The following is a 19,457-nucleotide window of genomic DNA, read 5'->3' as shown; positions in this document are numbered from 1 at the left end:
ATCGTAAATCACCTCTTAAAACACGCAATATGTGGGAATTCACCTGTCCACAGAAACTATATCTAGTATGGTTAATGTCTCGATTTGACTCAATTTCTTGGTCGTCATCCACAGGCCCTACGCCTTGCGAAACCGGCTTGGCTGTCGCATCTGAGGCCGCATGACGCACCTGACCGCCGGTTCCGACGCCTCTTCCGCCCCTCACGGCCTGCCCCAGCCCCGTCGCTATGACGGGATCAACTGGGTGGGCCTGCGCACCCTCTACCTGAAGGAGGTCCGCCGTTTCTGGAAGGTGGGCGCCCAGACGGTGGCGGCGCCGGTGGTGACGACCCTGCTCTACATGATGGTCTTCGTGGTGGCGCTGAAGGGGGCGCGGCCGCCGCTGCACGGCACGCCCTTCGCCGAGTTCGTGGCGCCGGGCCTGATCATGATGGCCATCCTTCAGAACGCCTTCGCCAACGCCTCCTCCAGCCTGATCCAGGCCAAGATCATGGGCACGGCGACCGACTTCCTGACCCCGCCGCTCAGCCCGCTGGAGCTGACGATCGGCTTCACCCTGGGCGCGGCGACGCGCGGGGTGGCGGTGGGCCTTGTGACGGCGATCTGCGTCATGCCCTTCGCCAGGCTGGGTCTGGCCAACATCGCCCTGATCGTCTGGTTCGGCCTGATCGCCTCCTTGCTGATGGGCATGGTCGGGGTGCTGGCGGGTCTGTGGTCCGAGAAGTTCGACCATCTGTCGGCGGTGCAGAACTTCGTGGTCATGCCGATGACCTTCCTGTCGGGCACCTTCTACCTGATCGACAGCCTGCCCGAGCCCTTCGCCAGCATCAGCAGGTTCAATCCCTTCTTCTATCTGATCGACGGGTTCCGGGCGGGCTTCATCGGCCACGCCGAGGGCAGTCTGATGGTCGGCGTGGTCATGAGCGCCGTGCTGACCGTGGTCCTGGGCGCCGCCTGCTGGCTGGTCTTCCGTTCGGGCTGGCGGCTGAAGAGCTGACGTTTTAATCAAGGCGTCGAGCGCGGGGCGAGGGGCCTTCGCGAAAGGGGCCTCGCCATGTCGTTTCGTCTTCGTCTGAATGCCGTCGCCAGCGGCGTCTGCCTGGCCGCCGTCTGCCTGACGGCCGCGCCGTCGCTCGCTCAGAACCGCGCCGCCGATCTGCGCGAACAGGTCGGCGCCTACGTCAAGCCGTCCAACGCCGAGCGTCTGGAGGTGCTGCTGGGCCAGCTTCGGGCCGAGGGCTTCGCCCCGACGGTCGAGACCTTCGAAGGCGGCGGCCGCGCCGGTCCGATGCAGGGCTCAAACGTCGTCGTCACCCTCGGCGAGGGCGAGAAGGAAATCCTGCTCACCGCCCACTATGACGCCGTGAAACTGCGCGACGGAACGATGGCGGACGGCCTGGTCGACAACGCCGGCTCTGTCGTCGCCCTGATCGAGGCGGCCAAGATCCTGCGCGAGGCGCCGCTGTCGCACCGCGTCCGTATCATCTTCTTCGACCAGGAAGAGCTGGGCCTGATCGGCGCCAAGAAGTGGATCGAGGCGCACGGGATCGCCGATGTCGCGGCCGTGGTGAACTCGGACGTCGCCGCCTATGGCGACACCATGATGTACGGCCAGAACAACGGAGCGCAGTCAGCCTTCGTCACCCGCGCGGTGCAGGAGCTGTGCGCCGAGCGCGCCCAGCAGTGCGTCGGCTTCCCCGAATATCCGCCGTCCGACGACCGCGCCTTCTCGGCCGCCGGCGCGCCGGTCGTCTCCCTGGGCTTCCAGGACGAGGTCGGGGCCCATCAGATGTGGCTGGCCTTCAACGGCGGCGAGACCAACGGCCTGGCCGAGGGCTTCGTCCCGCAGGTCTTCCGCCTCATCCATTCCAAGGACGACGCGATCGAGGCGGTCGAGGGCCACACGATCGACCTGGCGGGCCGGACCTATGCGGCCCTGATCCAGAAGCTGGACGCGCAACTGCGCTGAATTCGCGCCCCGCGTGGTGTTGACTAAGCCGGAATAGCGCCCGACAAGTTCGTCGCCCTTTTCCAAAGCGGTCCCGTCGCAGACGCGCCGGGACCGTCTCGCTTTATGGAGTCTGCCAAGTGTCCGGTCATCTGATGGGTGTCTACAATCGCGCGCCGCTGGAAGTGGAGCGCGGCCAGGGCGTCCGCCTGTGGTCCACGGACGGCACGGAGTACCTGGACTGCGTCTCGGGCATCTCGACCAACGCCCTGGGCCACGCTCACCCCAAGCTGGTGCAGGCGGTCAAGGATCAGGCCGAGAAGCTGTGGCACGTCTCCAACATCTTCAAGATTCCGGGGCAGGACGCCCTGGCCGATGATCTGTGCGCCAAGTCCTTCGCCGACGTCGTCTTCTTCACCAACTCGGGCACCGAGGCCGTTGAATGCGCCCTGAAGACGGCGCGCAAATTCCACGTCGCCAACGGCCAGCCTGAGCGGATCGACATCTACGGCTTCGACGGCTCGTTCCACGGCCGCACCTACGGCGCCATCAACGCCGCCGCCAACCCCAGCTACACCGAGGGCTTCGGGCCCAAGATGGAGGGCTTCCATCAGCTGAAGTGGGGCGACAAGGACGCCCTGACGGCGGCGTTCGAGAATCCGACCACGGCGGCGATCATCCTGGAGCCGGTTCAGGGCGAGGGCGGCTGCCGCGCCACGCCGGACGCCGATCTGCGCTGGATGCGCGAGATGGCCGACAAGTACGGCGTCCTGATCATCTTCGACGAGGTTCAGTGCGGCATGGGCCGGACCGGCAAGCTGTGGGCCCACGAATGGGCGGGCATGACGCCGGACATCATGGCCATCGCCAAGGCCCTGGGCGGCGGCTTCCCCATCGGCGCCTGCCTGGCCACGGCGGAAGCGGCCAAGGGCATGACGGTCGGCGTCCACGGCTCGACCTTCGGCGGCAACCCGCTGGCCATGGCGGTCGGCAAGGCCGCCTTCGCCGAGGTGTCGTCGGACGCCATCCTGAACAACGTCAATGAAGTCGCCGGCTATCTGAAGCAGCAACTTCATGGCCTGCAGGAGCGCTTCCCCGACGTGATCGTCGAGGTGCGCGGCAAGGGTCTGCTGCTGGGCGTCAAACTGGTTCCGAACAACCGCGAGTTCATGGGCTGGGCCCGCGACGAGGCCAGGCTTCTGGTCGCCGGCGGCGGCGACAACCTGGTCCGCATCCTGCCGCCGCTGAACATCACGCTCGAAGAGGCCCGCGAGGCCGTCGAGAAGTTCGAGAAGGCCTGCGCGTTCGCTCGCGCCAAGGTCGCGGGCTGACGCTGTTTCTCCCTCCCCTTCATGGGGAGGGTGGCCGAGCCGGCAGGGCGAGGCCGGGTGGGGACGCTTTCTTCTACCTCCAGACTTCCGCAGGGCCGCCCCCACCCGGTCCCTGCGGGACCACCCTCCCCATGAAGGGGAGGGAGAAGGCTTGGTCATGGTTCGTCACTTCCTCGACATCCACCGCCTGGACGCCGCCGATCTGCGCGCCATCCTGGACGACGCCCACGCCCGCAAACGCGCCCGAAAAGGCTGGCCTCAGGGCCGCGCCGACGCCGACGCGCCGGGCAAGGACCGCGTCCTGGCGATGATCTTCGAGAAGAACTCGACCCGCACCCGCTTCAGCTTCGACGCGGCCATCCGTCAGCTGGGCGGCGACTCCATCATCGCCACCGCCTCGGACATGCAGCTGGGCCGGGGCGAGCCGGTCGAGGACACGGCCCGCGTCCTGTCGCGCATGGTCGACGCCGTGATGATCCGCGCCAACGACCATGAGGACGTCGAGCGTTTCGCCCGCGTCTCCACCGTGCCGGTGGTCAACGGCCTGACCGACCGCAGCCACCCGTGCCAGATCCTGGCCGACCTGATGACGATCGAGGAGCATCGCGGCCCGATGGAGGGCAAGACGATCGCCTGGATCGGCGACGGCAACAACGTCTGCCACAGCTTCATGCACGCCGCGCCCAAGTTCGGCTTCCACCTGCACGTCGCCTGTCCGGCGGAATACCACCCCGACCTGCGCGATCTGGAAAAGGGCGGCGCCCACGTCCACCTGACCAGCGACCCGCGCGAGGCGGTCAAGGGCGCCGACGTCGTCGTCACCGACACCTGGGTGTCGATGGGGGATCAGGACTATGAGGCCCGCCTGGCCGCCTTCGAGCCTTACGGCGTCGACGAGGCCCTGATGGCCGAGGCGGCTGACGACGCGGTCTTCCTGCACTGCCTGCCGGCGCACCGCGGCGAAGAGGTGACCGACGCCGTCATCGACGGCCCGCAGTCGCTGATCTGGGACGAGGCCGAGAACCGCCTGCACGCCCAGAAGGCGGTCCTGGCCTGGTGCTTCGGGGCTTTCTAGGTTGCCTTAACGCCCTTCGCGCTGCTTGAGGGCGAATTAGGCCTAGCGCAGGTTGACGTCGACCACGTCGCCGGCGTCCGGCTCCTTGCCGGTCAGGTTGGCGCGGGCGATCTCGAAGGCGAACTTCATCAGCCCGCCGTCGCTGACCCAGACCCGGCCGTCGTCGGCGTCGAAGCGCAACAGGGTCAGGCGGGGATCGTCCTTGCCGTCCGGATACCAGGCCGACAGCACCGGGTTCCAGTAGCGTTCGATGACGTCCCGGTCGTGGCTGTGCACCGACAGGGCGCCGTGGATGCAGGCCCAGACCTTCTGGTCCTTCGAGCCATAGCTGAACATGGCCGTCTGACCCGGCGTCGCCGCGTCGCGCGCCAGGTCGGTGTCGTCGCGGGTGAAGAACCAGATGGTTCCGGTCTCGGCCTCGCGAAAGGCGGTCATCGGCTGGCTGTGATAGCCGGGGCGATCCAGTCCCAGCATCCCGGTGTTGCTGGACTTCAGGTTTTTCCAGAAGGCGTCTTCGGCTTCGGCGGGCGTCAGGTCCTTGTCGGTCACGATCGTCTCCTGTCTCGTCGGTCGGGGAGACAGGACAACCGGCCGGGGGACGGACCGTTCCCGCCTAGAAGGGCGCGGCGCCCGGCAGCGGCCGCCCGCTGACTTCGGCCAGCAGGTGGATCAGCAGGAAGAAGACCAGGGCGGCCGCCAGCAGCATGATGAAGCGCCAGGGCATCATCCGCGGGCCGCGCGTGATGTCTGTCGGTCGCGACCCGCGCCATCCGGCGAAGACGACGACCGCCACGGAGGCGACCAGCAGGATCAGGGTCAGCAAAGCGTCCATGAAGGCGCCAGTTGGGACATCGGCGGGCGCGTTGCAAGCGCCTGGACCCCGGCTTTCGCCAGCGTGGCCGTATTTCTTGATGCGGGGTTAATCTAAACGCGGCATTAACCATGTCGGGCGCATCAGCGCCTGGTCGGCTGCCGTCGGCGCTTCGCCGTGAGGCGCCACATCTAGCGGTTAACGACACGTTTACACGCTTTATCTGGAAGGATACCGTTCGCGCCATGGGTCGGGAGGCGAATCAGTGACCGCAGCGGCGCCGTGGAGCGTGAAGGGCATCGATCCGAAGGCGCGCGAGATCGCCAAGGATCTGGCGCGACGCTCGGGCATGACTCTGGGCGAGTGGCTGAACTCCATGATCATGGATGAGCCGGACGAGGACGACGGCGTCGCCACCCTGCCGCGCCGGTCGCCCATTCCTGATCCCTATGACCGCCGCAGCCGCTCGCGCCGTCTGGACGACGTCTATGGCGAGGATGGGCGCGGGCGCGAGGGGCCGGGGCGCCATGAGAATCTGGGGCGCCATGAGAACCTGGGCAGAATGGGCGCCTCGCTTGAGGTGATCGCCGAGCGTTTGGAGGCGGCCGAGCGCCGCTCGACCCTGGCCATCCAGGGCATCGATCAGGCCGTGGCCGGCCTGGTGCGTCGTCTGGAGACGCAGGACGAGGCCGAGGCGGCCAAGGCCCGCCGCATCGACGACATCGCCGAGGAACTGCGCGAGGGCCACCGCCGCCTGCGCCGTCTGGAGCAGGACGCCGGGACCGAGGCGCGCGAAGGGCTGGACAGGCTGGACGCGGCCCTGACCGCCGTCTCCACCCGCCTTTACGAGATGGACGAGCGCCAGCGCGCCGGCGTCAGCGAACTGCGCGACCGTATCGAAGCCGTTGAAAAGGCGGCCGGGCCGGGCGCCGGAACCAACCTGCTGTCGCAGGTCGGGGTGCGTCTGGACGACGCCCAGTCGCGCACCTCCGAGGCGTTGAGGGGGTTGGAGCGGTCGTTCGCGGCACTGGATCTGCGGATGCGCGACGCCGAACGCCGCATCGAGCCGGACCATGCGCGCGAAGCCTCGCGCTTCGAGAAACTGGCCGAGAGCCTGACGCGGCAGGTGGAATCCAGCCGCACCGAGATGATCCGCCGCCTCGACGCGGTCGAGACCGAGGGGCGCGTCGACCGCATCGAGCGCGCCCTGGCCGCCATCGGCGATCAGGCCCGCGCCGCCGAGCAGCGCTCAGCCTCCGCCGTCGAAGGCATGGGCCGCGAGATCATGCGCATCGCCCGCAACCTCAACGGTCGGCTGGAGACGGTCGAAGCCGGCGGCGCCGGTCCGTCCGACGCCCGCGTCGCCGCGCTGGAGCAGAAGCTGGAGCGCGATCTGGCGCGTCACGCCGAAGCCGTGGATCAGCGTCTGACCCAGGCCGACGACCAGCACGCCCTGGCGCTGGAGCGGCTGGGCGGCGAGATCGCCCGCATCTCGGACCGCCTGAGCGAACGCATCGCCCAGTCCGAGCGTCGTTCGGCCCAGGCCCTGGACGACATCGGCCGCCGCTTGTCGGAAAGCACCGACAAGATGCACCAGCGCCACGAGCGCGCCTCGGGCGATCTGGCCGAACGGATGCGCCAGAGCGAGGAGCGCACGGCGCGCCTGCTGGCCGACGCGCGCGACAGCATGGAGCAGCGCGCCGATCGCGACGTCCGCCGCGCCCCGCCGCTGGAAAGCCCTGACCCCGCGCCCTGGACTCCGGCGGAAACCGCCGGGGGCGACTGGCGGGCGACGGCCTTCGCCGATCCGATCGACGACTGGAGCGCCGAGCCCCTGACGGGCGCCGACGCTGCGCCGGGACAGCCGTTCGCCTCGGGCGCCGGGAGCGTCTTCGGCGATCCGCTGGACGCCGAACTGCTGGACGCCGGGCCGACGACGGCGCCCTTCGGCCGGATCGCGGACGACGCCTGGCCGCACGCCGCTCCGGCGGCTGCGTCCTCGGCCGATGAAGATCTGTTCGGCGGCGCCGACGTCAGCGACATCCTGAACGCTGCAGCCGATCTGGACGCCGAGCGCCCGCTTGAACTGGACCGCGTCGGCGACGACGACGGCTTCTCGGCCGATCTGGACTTCGTCTCTCCGCACGCCTCGGCGCAGGAGCCGACTGCGAGCTCGACGCGCGACGTGCTGGAGGCCGCACGCGCGGCCATGACGCCGGAAGAGGATGCGGCCCCGCGTCAGGCCTTCGGCCTGGCCAAGCGCGGCGGCAAGTCCAAGCTGCAGGAGCGGCTGGACAAGCAGGCCGGCCGTCAGAGCTCGACCATGCGCACCGCCCTGGGGGCCATGGCGGTGGCGGCTCTGGGCGTGGTCGGCGGCTACGCCACCTTGCAGGTCGTGGGCGGTTCGGGGCTGAGCCTGCCGGGCGGCTTCGCCCTGGCGCCGACTCCGACGACCGGTACGGCGCCGGCCGAGGCGGCGACGCCGATCGCCGCTCTGGCGCTGGACGCCTCCCCGACCGACGCCGTGCCGTCGCCCGACGCGGCGGCGACCGAGGGCGCAGGCCTGTTCGCCCGCGCCGTGCAGATGCTGGACAACGGCGACGACGGCGGCCTGGAGCCCCTGACCCGCGCCGCCAACCTGGGCTACGCCCCGGCGCAGCTGCGTCTGGCCAGCCTGTATCAGGACGGCGCCGCAGGCCTGACGGCGGATGAGGCCGAGGCCCGCGCCTGGGCCCGTCGCGCGGCCGAGGCGGGCGACGCCAAGGCCATGCATTTCTACGCCATGCAGCTGTATGACGGCGTCGGCGGCGCGCGGAACCGCGCCGAGGCCCTGGCCTGGCTGACCAAGGCCGCCGGCGCCGGCCGCGTCGACAGCCAGTACAACGTCGCCCAGCTGCTGGAGAAGGGGGACGAGGGCGTGGCCCCCAATCGGGTCGAGGCGTTCAAGTGGTACATGATCGCGGCGCGCCGCGGCGACCAGCAGGCGCTGGCCTCGGTTCAGCGCATGACGTCGGGCCTGTCGGTCGTCGACCGCCGCAAGGCGCGCGAGGCGGCCGACGCCTTCACCGTCGAGCCCGTCGCCTGATCGGCGACGCCCGCGTGCAACCGGGGGTGGCGGTTCGCCGCAGGGGCGGCTAAGACCGAAGGCCTAGTCGCCTTTCCGGCGCTGATTGCCTGTCCTTCCAGCCGAAGGCGCGTGCCGTGGATATTTACCTGCCGATCGCCGAAGTCTCGGTGAACTGGCCGCTCCTGGTCATGCTGGGAGCGCTGGTTGGATTCGTGTCGGGTCTGTTCGGCATCGGCGGCGGCTTCCTGATGGCGCCGGTCCTGGTCTTTCTGGGCATTCCTCCGACGGTGGCGGTGGCCAGCCAGGCCAGCCACGTCGTCGCCTCCTCGACCTCGGGCGTCATCCGCTATTCCGGCATGAAGGCGGTCGACTACCGCATCGGCGGCATCATGGCGGTGGGCGGCGCCCTGGGCGCGCTCGTGGGCGTCGAACTGTTCCGCTACCTGCGCCTGCTGGGTCAGGCCGATCTGGTGGTGGCCCTGTCCTATCTGCTGTTCCTCGGCTCGATCGGCTGCATGATGCTGTACGAGAGCCTGACGCAGATTCTGCATCGTGTCCGGGGCGAGACCCCGCCGCGCAAGGAGCGCCGTCGTCCCATGTGGCTGTACGGCCTGCCGTTCAGGATGCGCTTCCCGCGCTCGGGCCTCTACATCAGCGCCATTCCGCCGTTCGGCCTGGGCGTGTTCGCAGGCGTCCTGTCGGCCATCATGGGGGTGGGCGGCGGCTTCATCCTGGTGCCGGCCATGCTCTATGTGCTGCGGATGAAGGCCAGCGTGGTGGTCGGCACCAGCCTGTTCCAGATCATCATCACCACCGCCATCACCACGGTGCTGCAGGCCGGGCGCAACCAGACGGTGGACATCGTCCTGTCGACCATCCTGCTGCTGGGCGGGGTGGTGGGGGCGCAGTACGGCGCTCGCCTGTCGGGCCGGTTCCGCGCCGAAGAGATGCGCGCGGCCCTGGGCCTGATCGTGCTGCTGGTCGGCATCCAGATGGGGCTCGAACTGTTCGTGCGGCCCAGCGACCTGTTCCTGCTGGCGCCGGGGGTGGCGGACTGATGTTCCAGGTCCTGCCGCCTGAACCGCCGCCCCAGGCTGCGGCGCCCGAGATCATCATCGAGCGCTCGGCCGCTACGAACGAGGAGGTGCGGGTCGCCGCCGCCCTGACCGACGCGCGGGTCGATGTGGATTCCGGCTTCCGGGGGGCGTCCATCGTCCTCTACGGTGCCGTGTTCAACCCGACCGACACGCCCGCCGACGTGGTGGTGGTGGTGCGCGGTCCTGACGCCCCGGTGCGCCTGGTCAAGAAGACGCGCAACATGGGGGTCTGGCTGAACAGCCGCCCGGTGCTGTTCGAGGGCGCGCCGGGCTTCTACATGACCGCCTCGACGCGGCCGCTCAGCGACATCGCCGACTTCGGCCAGCTGCGTCGCCTGGGCGTGGGCGTCGACCACCTGCGTATCGACGCGCCGGAAGAGGCGCGCACCGTCACCCGCTACGGCGTGCGCGACGTGGTCGTCAGCCGTCTGGGCGAGGACTATCTGGACTGGCGCCGCGCCGTCATCCGGCTGAAGGAGGCGGCGGCCCTCTACGACACCGATCCCAAGGGGGTGGAGTTCGTCGACCGGGGCCTGTTCCGCGCCGAGGTCAAACTGCCCGCCGTGGCGCCGACGGGGAAGTACTACGCCGAGGTCTGGCTGTTTCAGGAAGGGGCGCCGGTGTCGGTGTCCAACCTGACCCTGACCGTCGAGAAGGTGGGGCTGGAGCGCGACATCTATGAGTTCGCCCACAACCGCCCGTGGAGCTACGGCGTGCTCTGCGTGATCCTGGCGGCGATGACCGGCTATGCGGCGTCGCGGGTGTTCCGGAGCAGATAATACCCACCCGCTCGTCCCGGCGGACGCCGGGATCCAGTGAGAGCCATGCGCTCTGCCTTTGAAGAAGGCCAGGATTTCCACGTGCGAGGATGCGGCCAAAGAACTGGGTCCCGGCGTCCGCCGGGATGAGCGGAGGTTGGGGCTGCGCTCAAGCAGCGAGCAATCGCGTTGCGAGCGATAGCGCCCAAAAAACATGCTCAAGCAGCGAGCGACCGCGTCGCGAGCGATAGCGCAAAAAGAAAGGGCGGCCCGCGAAGGCCGCCCTTTCCGTTCAGTCTGTGGCTGCGCCTCAGGCCGCCTTCTTCTCCGGCGCGAAGCGGCCGTAGAAGGTCTCGTCCTTGGCCGCCATGTCGCGCAGAAGCTGCGGAACCTTGAAGCGGTCGCCGTATTTGGCGGCCAGGTCGTCGGCCTTGGCGACGAAGGCCTTCAGGCCGGTCTGGTCCATGAAGGTGATGGGGCCGCCGGTCCAGGGCGCGAAGCCCCAGCCCAGGATGGCGCCCAGGTCGCCCTCGCGCGGGTCGTCGATGACGCCCTCTTCCCAGCAACGGGCCACTTCCACCGCCTGGCGATACAGCAGGCGGGTTTTCAGTTCATCGACGGCGGCCAGGGCCTCGGGGCTTTCGCCGAAGGCCTCGCCCTTGGTGGTCGGGGCCAGGTCGTAGAGGCCCGGCCAGATGACCTTGGGCTTCTGGTCATAGTCGTAGAAGCCCTTGCCGTTCTTGCGGCCGTAACGGCCCTGCTCGACCATGGTGGCGACGATCTGCTCGCCCTCGTTGGCGACGTACTTGTCGCCCAGATCCTCGCGGGTCTGTTTGGCGATCTTGTAGGACAGGTCGAGCGCCACGTCGTCGTGCATCTCCAGCGGGCCGCGCGGCATGCCGGTCATGCGGCCGACGTTGTCGATCAGCACGGGCGAATAGCCCTCTTCCAGCATGGCCATGCCTTCCATCAGGAAGGTGGAGAAGCAGCGCGAGGTGTAGAAGCCGCGGCTGTCATTCACGACGATCGGCGTCTTCCTGATCTTCAGGACATAGTCCAGCGCCTTGGCCAGGGCCGCGTCGCCGGTCTTTTCGCCCATGATGATCTCGACCAGCATCATCTTGTCGACGGGCGAGAAGAAGTGGATGCCGATGAAGTCTTCCGGCCGCACGCTGGCCTCGGCCAGACCCGAGATCGGCAGGGTCGAGGTGTTGGAGCCGAACACGGCGCCTTCAGCCAGCTGGGCCTCGGCGCGCTTGGTGACGTCGGCCTTGATCTCGCGGTTCTCGAACACGGCCTCGATGACCAGGTCCGAGCCCTTGATCAGGTCATAGTCCGTCGTCGCCGTGACCAGGGCCAGGGTGGCGTCATACTTCTCTTGCGTCATCTGACCGCGCGACAGGCGCTTCTTCAGCAGCTCCTCGACGTGGGCCTTGCCCTTGTCGGCGGCTTCCTGGGTCTGGTCGATCAGCACGGTCTCGATGCCGGCCATGACCTGAACATAGGCGATGCCCGCGCCCATCATGCCGGCGCCCAGGACGCTGACCTTCTTCGGGTCGGACTTGGGTACGCCCGCCGGGCGCACGGCGCCCTTGTCCAGCTCCTGCTTGGACAGGAACAGGCTGCGGATCATGGCCTGGGCCTGCGGCGTCATCAGGGTCTTGATGAAGTAGCGCGTCTCGATGCGCAGGCCCGCCTCGATCGGCACCTGAACGCCTTCATAGACGGCCTTCATCATGTTCAGCACGGCCGGGTAGTTGCCGTAGGACTGCTTGCGCAGGATGGCGTTGCCCATGATGAAGACCTGGGCGCCCGCCGGGTGGTAGGGGCCGCCGCCGGGGATCTTGAACTTGGGATCGTCCCACGGCTGGACGGCCTTGCCGCCCCCCTTGATCCAGGCCTTGGCGGCCTCGATCGACTGGCCCTTTTCGACGACCTCGTGGACGACGCCGGCGCCCTTGGCGTCGTTCGGACGCCAGGACTTGCCCTCGGCCATCTGCATCAGGGCGTTCTGCACCCCGATCAGGCGCGTCAGGCGCTGGGTGCCGCCGCCGCCGGGGAAGAGGCCGACCTTGATCTCGGGCAGGCCCAGCTGGATCTTCGGGTCGTTCTCGACGACGCGATAGTGGCAGGCCAGGGTGAACTCCAGCCCGCCGCCCAGCGCCAGGCCGTTGATGGCCGCCGCCACCGGCTTGCCCGAGGTCTCAAGCGCGCGGAAGGCGCCGTTCAGCGCCCAGCCGGTGTCGAACGCCTTCTGCAGGTCGCCGCCGCCGGCCAGCATCCCGGCGGCCATGTCGCCCAGGTCCGCCCCGGCGCAGAAGCCGGTCGTCTTGCCCGAGGTGAGGACCACGCCCTTGATGGCGTCGTCGGTCTTGATCTTCTCGACCAGCGCCGGGATCTCGGCGATCACGGCCGAGGTCAGGGTGTTCATCGAACGGCCCGGCACGTCGAAGGTGACGAGCGCGACGCCGTCGGCGTCGATGTCGATCTTGAAGTTTTCCATCGTCATATGCTCCCGGATCAGACGCGTTCGATGACGGTGGCGGTGCCCATGCCGCCGCCGATGCACAGGGTGGCCAGGGCCGTCGACTTGTCCGAGCGTTCCAGCTCGTCCAGCACCGTACCCAGGATCATGGCGCCGGTGGCGCCCAGCGGGTGCCCCATGGCGATGGCGCCGCCGCAGACGTTGATCTTGTCGTGCGGGATGTCGAGCGCCTGCATGTAGCGCAGCACCACGGCCGCGAAGGCCTCGTTCAGTTCATACAGGTCGATGTCGCCGGGCTGCATGCCCAGCTTGCCCAGCAGCTTGCGGGTCACGGGCTCGGGGCCCGTCAGCATGATCGACGGCTCAGAACCGATCGAGGCCCCGCCCAGGATCTTCGCGCGCGGCTTCAGGCCCAGGGCCTCGCCCATCTCCTTGGAGCCGACCAGCACGCCCGCCGCGCCGTCGACGATGCCGGACGAGTTGCCGGGGGTGTGGACGTGGTTGACGCTGGCGACCTCGGGGTAGCGCTGGCCGATCACGGCGTCGAAGCCCATGCCGCCCATCATGACGAAGGAGGGATTGAGCCCGCCCAGGATCTGCATGTCCGTGTTCGGACGAATGGTCTCGTCGTGGTCCAGCTGGGTCAGGCCGAGCTGGTTCTTGACCGCGATCACCGACTTGTCGAAACGGCGCTCGGCCCAGGAGCGGGCGGCGCGCTTGTGGCTTTCGACGGAATAGGCGTCCACGTCGTCGCGGCTGAAGCCGTATTTGGTGGCGATCATGTCGGCCGAGACGCCCTGGGGCACGAAATAGGTCGGGAAGGCCGAGGACGGGTCGGTCGGCCAGGCGCCGCCGTCCGAGCCCATCGGCACGCGGCTCATGGCTTCCACGCCGCCGCCGACGGCCATGCCCGCCTCGCCTGACTTCACCTTGGCGGCCGCCACGTTCACGGCCTCCAGGCCCGAGGCGCAGAAGCGGTTGATCTGGAAGCCCGCGGTCGCCTGGTCCCAACCCGCCGCCAGGACGGCGGTGCGGGCGATGTCGGCGCCCTGCTCGCCGACCGGCGAGACGCAGCCCAGGATCACATCGTCGACCTTGGCGGTGTCCAGGCCGTTCCGATCGCGCAGCGCCTCCAGCACCTGACTGGCCAGGCTCAGCGCCGTGATCTCGTGCAGGCTGCCGTCCTTCTTGCCCTTGCCGCGCGGGGTGCGCACGGCGTCGTAGATGTAGGCGTCGGCCATGAGGCGTCTCTCTCTCGTTGTGTCCCTATCGTTCGCTGCGCGGCAGCGAACTGCATGAGGGACGGGTTCTTGGTGTCCCTGTCGCTCGGCGCGCGGCGCCTCGCTGCATGAGGGACGGTTGGCGTCTTGGTTGGGAGGCGGTGGGCGGACGGAATCCGATCATCGCGTCTGGGATTGAAACTCAGGTCGTTAGAAAGCCGACGTTTACGTCAACGTCAAGTAACAAGGCGCGTGAGGTCGCCGGATGTGAAAAGGGCGGGCCGTTGTGCGGCCCGCCCCGTCTTCTCAGTCTCAGCGGCGCGCCAGCCGCACCAGCTTGCCGTTCTCCTCGTCCGTCACGACCCAGACGGCGCCGTCAGGCCCGACCGCCACGTCGCGGATGCGTTCGCCCAGGCCGGTCAGCAGGCGCTCCTCGCCGACCACGCGGCCGTCCCGCAGCACCAGACGAACCAAGTGCTTGCCGCCCAGGCCGCCGATCAGGGCGTTCCCCTTCCAACCGGGGAACATGGCGCCCTCATAGAAGACCATGCCGCCCGGCGCGATCACCGGGTCCCAGTAGTAGACGGGCTGGACCGTCCCTTCGCGGGTCGTCGTCGCGTCGGGAATGGCGTCGCCGCTGTATTCGATGCCGTAGGCCGCGTCGGGCCAGCCGAAATTGGCGCCGGCCTTCTCCAGGTTCAGCTCGTCGCCGCCGCGCGTGCCGTGCTCGATGCTCCAGACCGCGCCGGTTTCCGGCTGGACGGCGATGCCCTGCGGGTTGCGATGGCCGTAGGACCAGATTTCGGGCAGGGCGCCTTCACGGCCGACGAAGGGGTTGTCGGACGGGACCGAGCCGTCGGCGTTGATGCGGATGACCTTGCCGTGGTGCGAGGCCAGGCTCTGGGCCGTCGGCCGCATCGGCTTGTCCGACCGCTCGCCGATGGTGACGTACAGCTTGCCGTCCGGATCGAAGACCAGGGAGGAGCCGAAATGCTTGTCCCCGTCATAGGTGTCCTTGACCTGGAAGACGACCTGCACGTTCTCGACTCGGCTCAGGTCGTCCGACAGGCGACCGCGCGCCACAGCCGTGCCGTTGCCGCCGTTCCGCGGCTGGGCGTACGACCAGTAGATCGTCCGGTCCTCGGTGAAGGTCGGGCTCAGGATCACGTCCAGCAGGCCGCCCTGGCCGCGCGCCGCCACGGCGGGCAGTCCGCTGATCGGGGCGCCGATCTGGCCCTGCGCGCTCACGACGCGCATACGGCCGGGACGTTCGGTCACCAGCCATTGGCCGTCCGGCAGCAGGGCTAGGCCCCAGGGATGCTCCAGCCCTTCCGCCACGACGGCGTGCTGCATGGCCACGGCGGTGCTGACCGAGGGCGCGCGGGTCTGGCCTTCGATGGCCGGCTTCTGGTCCGGGTTGTTCGGCGGACGGGTTTCGACCGGGGCGCCCGTGGCGGCGGGCGCTTGTCCCTCGTCCTGTCCATTGGCTCCGCAGGCGGCGAGAACCAGGGCGGCGGCGGAAACGGCGAAGAGGGCGGGACGCATGGCGGCTCCTGAACAGCGTGGCGTGGAAGGGGGCAGGATGCAGCCACATCGCGCTTTACGCGAGCCGAAAGGCGCCGCGACCGATGGTCTCGCACGAAATCCCTGTCGAAGCGGCTTGAACCGGACGAAAGGCGGCGATATACGCACCCCTCTCGCGCCCAAGGGTCCTTCAAGGACTCGCGCGAAACTCCCGTGTGGGGTTGGGTAGCTCAGATGGTTAGAGCGGTGGATTCATAACCCACAGGTCGGCGGTTCGATCCCGCCTCCAACCACCACGGTTTTTCTCGGAGATCTTCAGAAGACCGCCCGCGCCTCATCCCTGAGGGATGCGCGAGGCGCCGCCGGTGATCTTGCAGATGTAGTCGGTCTGCGGACGGCCGGTCTGGCGGCCCGAGGGCGAGAGGATGCCGCCGCGGTCGCGGCACTCGGCTTCCAACTGGTCCATTTCCTGCTGATAGGTCGGCAGGGGGCGGCCCGAGGCGCAGGCGGCGAGCGCCAGCGGGGCGGCGATGACGGCGGCGAGGAACAGGGGGGCGCGCATGGTGGTCTCCTTCAGCCGGTGAAACGAGCCGTGAGACGGAATGATCCCTCTGAACCCGCCTCGGAGCAAGGCCAGGCTACAGGCGGCCGGATCAGCCGGCCAGCACGGCCAGGTGCTCCAGCAGGATCTTCAGGCCCAGGGCGATTAGGGCGACGCCGCCGATCAGTTCGACGATCTTGCCCAGGCGAACGCCCACAGCCTTGCCCACCAGCAGGCCCAGCGTCGCCAGGGCGAAGGTGGTGAAGCCGATGCAGGCGGCGATCAACCAGATGTTGGCCTCCAGCAGGGCCAGGCCGACCCCGACCGCGCCCGCGTCGATCGACGTTCCCACGGCGGTGGCGACCAGGGCCACAAGGCCGCGCGACGCCGGCTTGGCGTCCTCCTCCGCCTCATCCCGCTGCAGCGCTTCCCAGATCATCTTCAGGCCTACGGCGCCCAGCAGGCCGAAGGCGATCCAGTGATCGATGGCCTGGACGAAGTCGGCCGCGGCTACGCCCAGGGCGAAGCCGATCAGGGGGTGATCGCCTCGATCACGCCGAACACCAGGCCTGAGCGCAGGGCCTGAGGCACGGTGGGGCGATGCTGCGCCCCGCGCCCGATGGCGGCGGCGAAGGCGTCGGCGGACATGCTGACGGACAGGATGGCGATGGCGACGGGGGACATCATGGGGAAAACGCACTCAGCCGGACGCATGACAGCACGCTCCATCCACGGGCCGGCCCCGTCGATGCAGCATGCTGGTCTCGCTAGGCGGAGGTGATCCGCTGGCCGCGCCATGCCCGCAGGCAAGTGTGTTGACGCGACCCCGGCTGGGATATGCCGGAAGCTACTCCCCAACGGCCGCCCCTCTAACGCCTCGTTCCGAGTCTATCAACCCGCACATGGCCAAAGGCGACAAGACGCCCCATCTGTGCTAGACGCCGCCGCTTCACCCTTCGCCGCAGGACATCCGCCCTTGAGCATTTCGCTCGATCTCACGCGCGCCAGCGCCCCCATTCAGGGCATGGCGAAGACGCCCGTCAACCTCAGCGGTCTGACGCGCGACGAACTGCGCCAGGCCCTGATCGACGCCGGAATCTGCCCGCCGGAGAAGGCCCGGATGCGCGCCTCTCAGGTGTGGCGCTGGATTCACCACTACGGCGTGACCGACTTCGCCCTGATGAGCGACGTGGCCAAGGACACCCGCGCTAAGCTGGCTGAGGCCTTCACCCTGGCCCGCCCCGAGATCGTCGAGCGCCAGGTGTCCAAGGACGGCACCCGCAAATGGCTGATCCGCACGGCGCCGGGCATCGAGATCGAGACCGTCTACATCCCCGACGTGGGCCGGGCCGGCGCCCTGTGCGTCTCGTCCCAGGTCGGCTGCACCCTGAACTGCACCTTCTGCCACACCGGCACGCAGAAGCTGGTCCGCAATCTGACGACGGCCGAGATCGTGGCCCAGGTCCAGGTGGCCCGCGATGATCTGGACGAGTGGCCCTCGCCCAAGGAAGACCGCCGCCTGTCCAACATCGTCTTCATGGGCATGGGCGAGCCGCTCTACAATCTGGACCACGTCGCCAACGCCATCGACATCATCTCCGACAATGAGGGCATCGCCCTGTCGCGTCGCCGGATCACGGTGTCCACCTCGGGCGTCGTGCCGCAACTGAATGCTCTGGGCGAGCGCACGGCGGCCATGCTGGCCATCAGCCTGCACGCCACCAACGACCCCTTGCGCGACCAGTTGGTGCCGCTGAACAAGAAGTATCCGCTGGATCAACTGATGGCCGCCATCCGCGCCTATCCCGGCCTGTCCAACGCGCGTCGGGTGACGTTCGAATACGTCATGCTGAAGGGCGTCAACGACAGCCCGGCCGAGGCGCGCGCCCTGATCAAGCTGATCGAGGGCATCCCGTCCAAGGTGAACCTGATCCCGTTCAACCCCTGGCCCGGCACGGATTATCAGTGCTCGGACTGGAAGACGATCGAGACCTTCGCCGCCATCCTGAACAAGGCCGGCTACGCCTCGCCCATCCGCACCCCGCGCGGCCGCGACATCCTGGCCGCCTGCGGCCAGCTGAAGTCCGAGAGCGAGAAGCTGAGGGCCTCGGCGCGCCTGAAGGCCGAGCGCGAAGAAGCCGACGCGGCCTGAGCGACCATCCGGATGGACGCTTTGTCCGCCGACTGTGGCGCGGGCGCCCTAGCGGAAGCGCCGAGCTTTCGGGCAAGGGTGTTTTGGTTTCGTTCCCCTTCAGGCTGGGAGGCTAGGGTTCGTCGTCATGGAGACCTCGTCGTTGCCGGGCGTTCTGTCGACTCCTGAACTCCAGGCGTTCGCGACGGGCTTTCCGATCCTGATGCTGCACCTGGCGGTGACGTTCGGCCTGCTGGCGGCGGGGGCGGCGGTCTACGCCCTGCTGACGCCGTGGCGCGAGATCGCCCTGATCCGCCAGGGGAATCCGGCCGCCGCCGTGGCCTTCGCCGGGGTGCTGGTCGGCCTGGCCATTCCGCTGGCGGTGTCCCTGTCGGTGTCGACCTCGATCCGCGACATCGCCATCTGGGGCGTGGCGACGGTGGTGCTGCAACTGCTGGCCTTCCGCGTCGTCGACTTCCTGCTGCACGGCCTGCCGCAACGCATAGAGAAGGGCGAGACCTCCGCCGCCGTGGTCCTGGCCGGGGCCAAGCTGTCGACCGCCCTGATCCTGGCGGCCGCCCTGACGGGTTGAGGGGGCGGCCTTGCGCTTTCCCCACCTTCCCGACTGGACCATCTACGCCGCCGTCATCGGCGTGATCCTGATCGCCTCCCTGAACCGGGGCGAGCGCGCCGATGCGCCGCACGACTTGCCTGAAGATGAAACGGCGGGGCCTCTGCTGGGGCCGATCACGCCCTTCGATCCGTCCGTCACGGTCGACACCTCGGATGAGCATGAGCCGGTGTCGGGCACGGCCTTCTCCATCGCCGGGGACGGCCGCTGGATCACCGCACGCCATGTGGTCGAGGGCTGCCGCAAGCCGGCGCTGGTGATCGACAAGACCCGCGCCCTGGCCGCCGACGTGCGCCTGGCCGCGCGGGCCGACGTGGCCCTGCTGCTGACCGACGGCGGTCCGCCCGCCCTGCCGATCGCGCCCCAGGCGCCGCTCTACAAGGGCCAGCGCGCCTTCCACCCCGGCTTCCCTCAGGGCCAGCCGGGCGAGGTGGCCTCGCGCCTGATCGGCCGCGAGACGCTGAAGATTCGCGGCCACCGCTCCTATGACGAGCCGGTGCTGGCCTGGGCCGAGGCCGGACGCACGCGAGGGCTGAAGGGCACGCTGTCGGGCCTGTCGGGCGCGCCTGTGCTGGACCGTCGCGGGCGGGTGCTGGGCGTGACCATCGCCGAGTCGCCCCGGCGCGGCCGCATCTACACCACGGCGCCCGACACCTTCGTCCCCACGGTGGGCGCCCAGCAGCGCGCCGACGAAGCGGCCCTGGGCCAGGCCGTGACGACCCAGAACTACGGCGCCGTCTCCGACCGCCTGCGGCAGGACCTGCGCGTCGCCCAGGTGGTCTGCCTGACGACGTGATCCAGGCGACCAGACCGGCGTAGCCTGAACGAGAAACGCCTC

18 protein-coding genes, 1 tRNA gene and 1 riboswitch are annotated in these 19,457 nt (G+C 68.8%); of the genes, 11 read left to right on the top strand and 8 right to left on the bottom strand.

What is annotated here, in order from left to right; genetic code table 11:
* Positions 1-160 precede the first annotated feature (160 nt).
* From AC52GN_RS14300 to argF, 4 genes are all read left to right on the top strand, one after another.
* Positions 161-997, top strand: a complete 837-nt coding sequence (locus tag AC52GN_RS14300; protein WP_496527514.1) for an ABC transporter permease — start codon at positions 161-163, stop codon at positions 995-997.
* 57 nt (positions 998-1,054) lie between these two features.
* Positions 1,055-1,969 (top strand): M20/M25/M40 family metallo-hydrolase, encoded by a 915-nt coding sequence (locus tag AC52GN_RS14295; protein ID WP_291781093.1) that lies wholly within the window; start codon positions 1,055-1,057, stop codon positions 1,967-1,969.
* 134 nt (positions 1,970-2,103) lie between these two features.
* Complete coding sequence (locus AC52GN_RS14290) at positions 2,104-3,279, top strand: aspartate aminotransferase family protein (RefSeq protein ID WP_496528822.1); 1,176 nt, start codon at positions 2,104-2,106, stop codon at positions 3,277-3,279.
* 157 nt (positions 3,280-3,436) lie between these two features.
* Entirely contained in the window at positions 3,437-4,354 is a 918-nt protein-coding gene (argF, locus tag AC52GN_RS14285) for an ornithine carbamoyltransferase (protein ID WP_496527513.1), read from the top strand.
* Positions 4,355-4,396: 42 nt separating this feature from the next.
* On the opposite strand, the gene AC52GN_RS14280 is transcribed toward argF, so the two are convergent.
* Together AC52GN_RS14280 and AC52GN_RS14275 are read right to left on the bottom strand one after the other, a co-directional pair.
* A complete protein-coding gene (locus AC52GN_RS14280) occupies positions 4,397-4,903 on the bottom strand; it encodes a pyridoxamine 5'-phosphate oxidase family protein (protein ID WP_496527512.1) in 507 nt (168 codons plus the stop codon).
* 64 nt (positions 4,904-4,967) lie between these two features.
* Positions 4,968-5,186, bottom strand: coding sequence for a hypothetical protein (locus tag AC52GN_RS14275; protein ID WP_496527511.1), 219 nt, complete (start codon positions 5,184-5,186; stop codon positions 4,968-4,970).
* A 244-nt stretch (positions 5,187-5,430) separates the two neighbouring features.
* Here AC52GN_RS14275 and AC52GN_RS14270 point away from each other — a divergent pair, with 244 nt between their 5' ends.
* The 3 genes from AC52GN_RS14270 to AC52GN_RS14260 all read left to right on the top strand — a co-directional run bounded on the left by AC52GN_RS14270 (position 5,431) and on the right by AC52GN_RS14260 (position 10,108).
* Positions 5,431-8,250, top strand: a complete 2,820-nt coding sequence (locus AC52GN_RS14270; RefSeq protein WP_496527510.1) for an SEL1-like repeat protein — start codon at positions 5,431-5,433, stop codon at positions 8,248-8,250.
* 116 nt (positions 8,251-8,366) lie between these two features.
* The gene (locus AC52GN_RS14265) at positions 8,367-9,290 is read left to right on the top strand and encodes a sulfite exporter TauE/SafE family protein (protein WP_346485112.1); all 924 of its coding nucleotides are present in this window, start codon (positions 8,367-8,369) and stop codon (positions 9,288-9,290) included.
* Positions 9,290-10,108, top strand: a complete 819-nt coding sequence (locus AC52GN_RS14260; RefSeq protein ID WP_291781110.1) for a TIGR02186 family protein — start codon at positions 9,290-9,292, stop codon at positions 10,106-10,108. Before AC52GN_RS14265 ends, AC52GN_RS14260 begins: the two co-directional genes overlap by 1 nt.
* Before the next feature lie 289 nt (positions 10,109-10,397).
* On the opposite strand, the gene AC52GN_RS14255 is transcribed toward AC52GN_RS14260, so the two are convergent.
* The 3 genes from AC52GN_RS14255 to AC52GN_RS14245 form a co-directional block, all read right to left on the bottom strand.
* A complete protein-coding gene (locus tag AC52GN_RS14255; RefSeq protein ID WP_496528821.1) occupies positions 10,398-12,590 on the bottom strand; it encodes a 3-hydroxyacyl-CoA dehydrogenase NAD-binding domain-containing protein in 2,193 nt (730 codons plus the stop codon).
* A 17-nt stretch (positions 12,591-12,607) separates the two neighbouring features.
* A complete protein-coding gene (locus AC52GN_RS14250) occupies positions 12,608-13,813 on the bottom strand; it encodes an acetyl-CoA C-acetyltransferase (RefSeq protein ID WP_291781114.1) in 1,206 nt (401 codons plus the stop codon).
* A gap of 291 nt (positions 13,814-14,104) precedes the next feature.
* Complete coding sequence (locus AC52GN_RS14245; RefSeq protein WP_496527509.1) at positions 14,105-15,337, bottom strand: PQQ-dependent sugar dehydrogenase; 1,233 nt, start codon at positions 15,335-15,337, stop codon at positions 14,105-14,107.
* 198 nt (positions 15,338-15,535) lie between these two features.
* Between AC52GN_RS14245 and AC52GN_RS14240 the strand changes: the two genes are divergently transcribed.
* Positions 15,536-15,612 (top strand) — tRNA-Met (locus AC52GN_RS14240).
* Between the two features lie 38 nt (positions 15,613-15,650).
* Here AC52GN_RS14240 and AC52GN_RS14235 read toward each other — a convergent pair.
* The 3 genes from AC52GN_RS14235 to AC52GN_RS14225 all read right to left on the bottom strand — a co-directional run bounded on the left by AC52GN_RS14235 (position 15,651) and on the right by AC52GN_RS14225 (position 16,571).
* The gene (locus AC52GN_RS14235) at positions 15,651-15,878 is read right to left on the bottom strand and encodes a hypothetical protein (protein WP_346485107.1); all 228 of its coding nucleotides are present in this window, start codon (positions 15,876-15,878) and stop codon (positions 15,651-15,653) included.
* Between the two features lie 91 nt (positions 15,879-15,969).
* The gene (locus tag AC52GN_RS14230) at positions 15,970-16,344 is read right to left on the bottom strand and encodes a manganese efflux pump MntP (protein ID WP_496528820.1); all 375 of its coding nucleotides are present in this window, start codon (positions 16,342-16,344) and stop codon (positions 15,970-15,972) included.
* A gap of 44 nt (positions 16,345-16,388) precedes the next feature.
* The gene (locus AC52GN_RS14225) at positions 16,389-16,571 is read right to left on the bottom strand and encodes a hypothetical protein (protein WP_496528843.1); all 183 of its coding nucleotides are present in this window, start codon (positions 16,569-16,571) and stop codon (positions 16,389-16,391) included.
* Positions 16,551-16,715, bottom strand: a riboswitch (yybP-ykoY riboswitch). (Overlaps the previous gene by 21 nt.)
* A gap of 118 nt (positions 16,716-16,833) precedes the next feature.
* Between AC52GN_RS14225 and rlmN the strand changes: the two genes are divergently transcribed.
* From rlmN to AC52GN_RS14210, 3 genes are all read left to right on the top strand, one after another.
* Positions 16,834-18,009: a dual-specificity RNA methyltransferase RlmN gene (rlmN, locus tag AC52GN_RS14220; protein ID WP_496527508.1), complete on the top strand. Its 1,176-nt coding sequence runs from the start codon at positions 16,834-16,836 to the stop codon at positions 18,007-18,009.
* A 127-nt stretch (positions 18,010-18,136) separates the two neighbouring features.
* The gene (locus AC52GN_RS14215) at positions 18,137-18,580 is read left to right on the top strand and encodes a DUF350 domain-containing protein (RefSeq protein WP_286951707.1); all 444 of its coding nucleotides are present in this window, start codon (positions 18,137-18,139) and stop codon (positions 18,578-18,580) included.
* A 10-nt stretch (positions 18,581-18,590) separates the two neighbouring features.
* Positions 18,591-19,415, top strand: coding sequence for a S1 family peptidase (locus AC52GN_RS14210; RefSeq protein ID WP_291781144.1), 825 nt, complete (start codon positions 18,591-18,593; stop codon positions 19,413-19,415).
* Positions 19,416-19,457 lie beyond the last annotated feature (42 nt).

This window comes from Brevundimonas sp. SS2672 (assembly GCF_059579685.1).
Note: the sequence above shows the minus strand (reverse complement) of the source record. Positions and strands in the feature narration are given on the sequence as shown.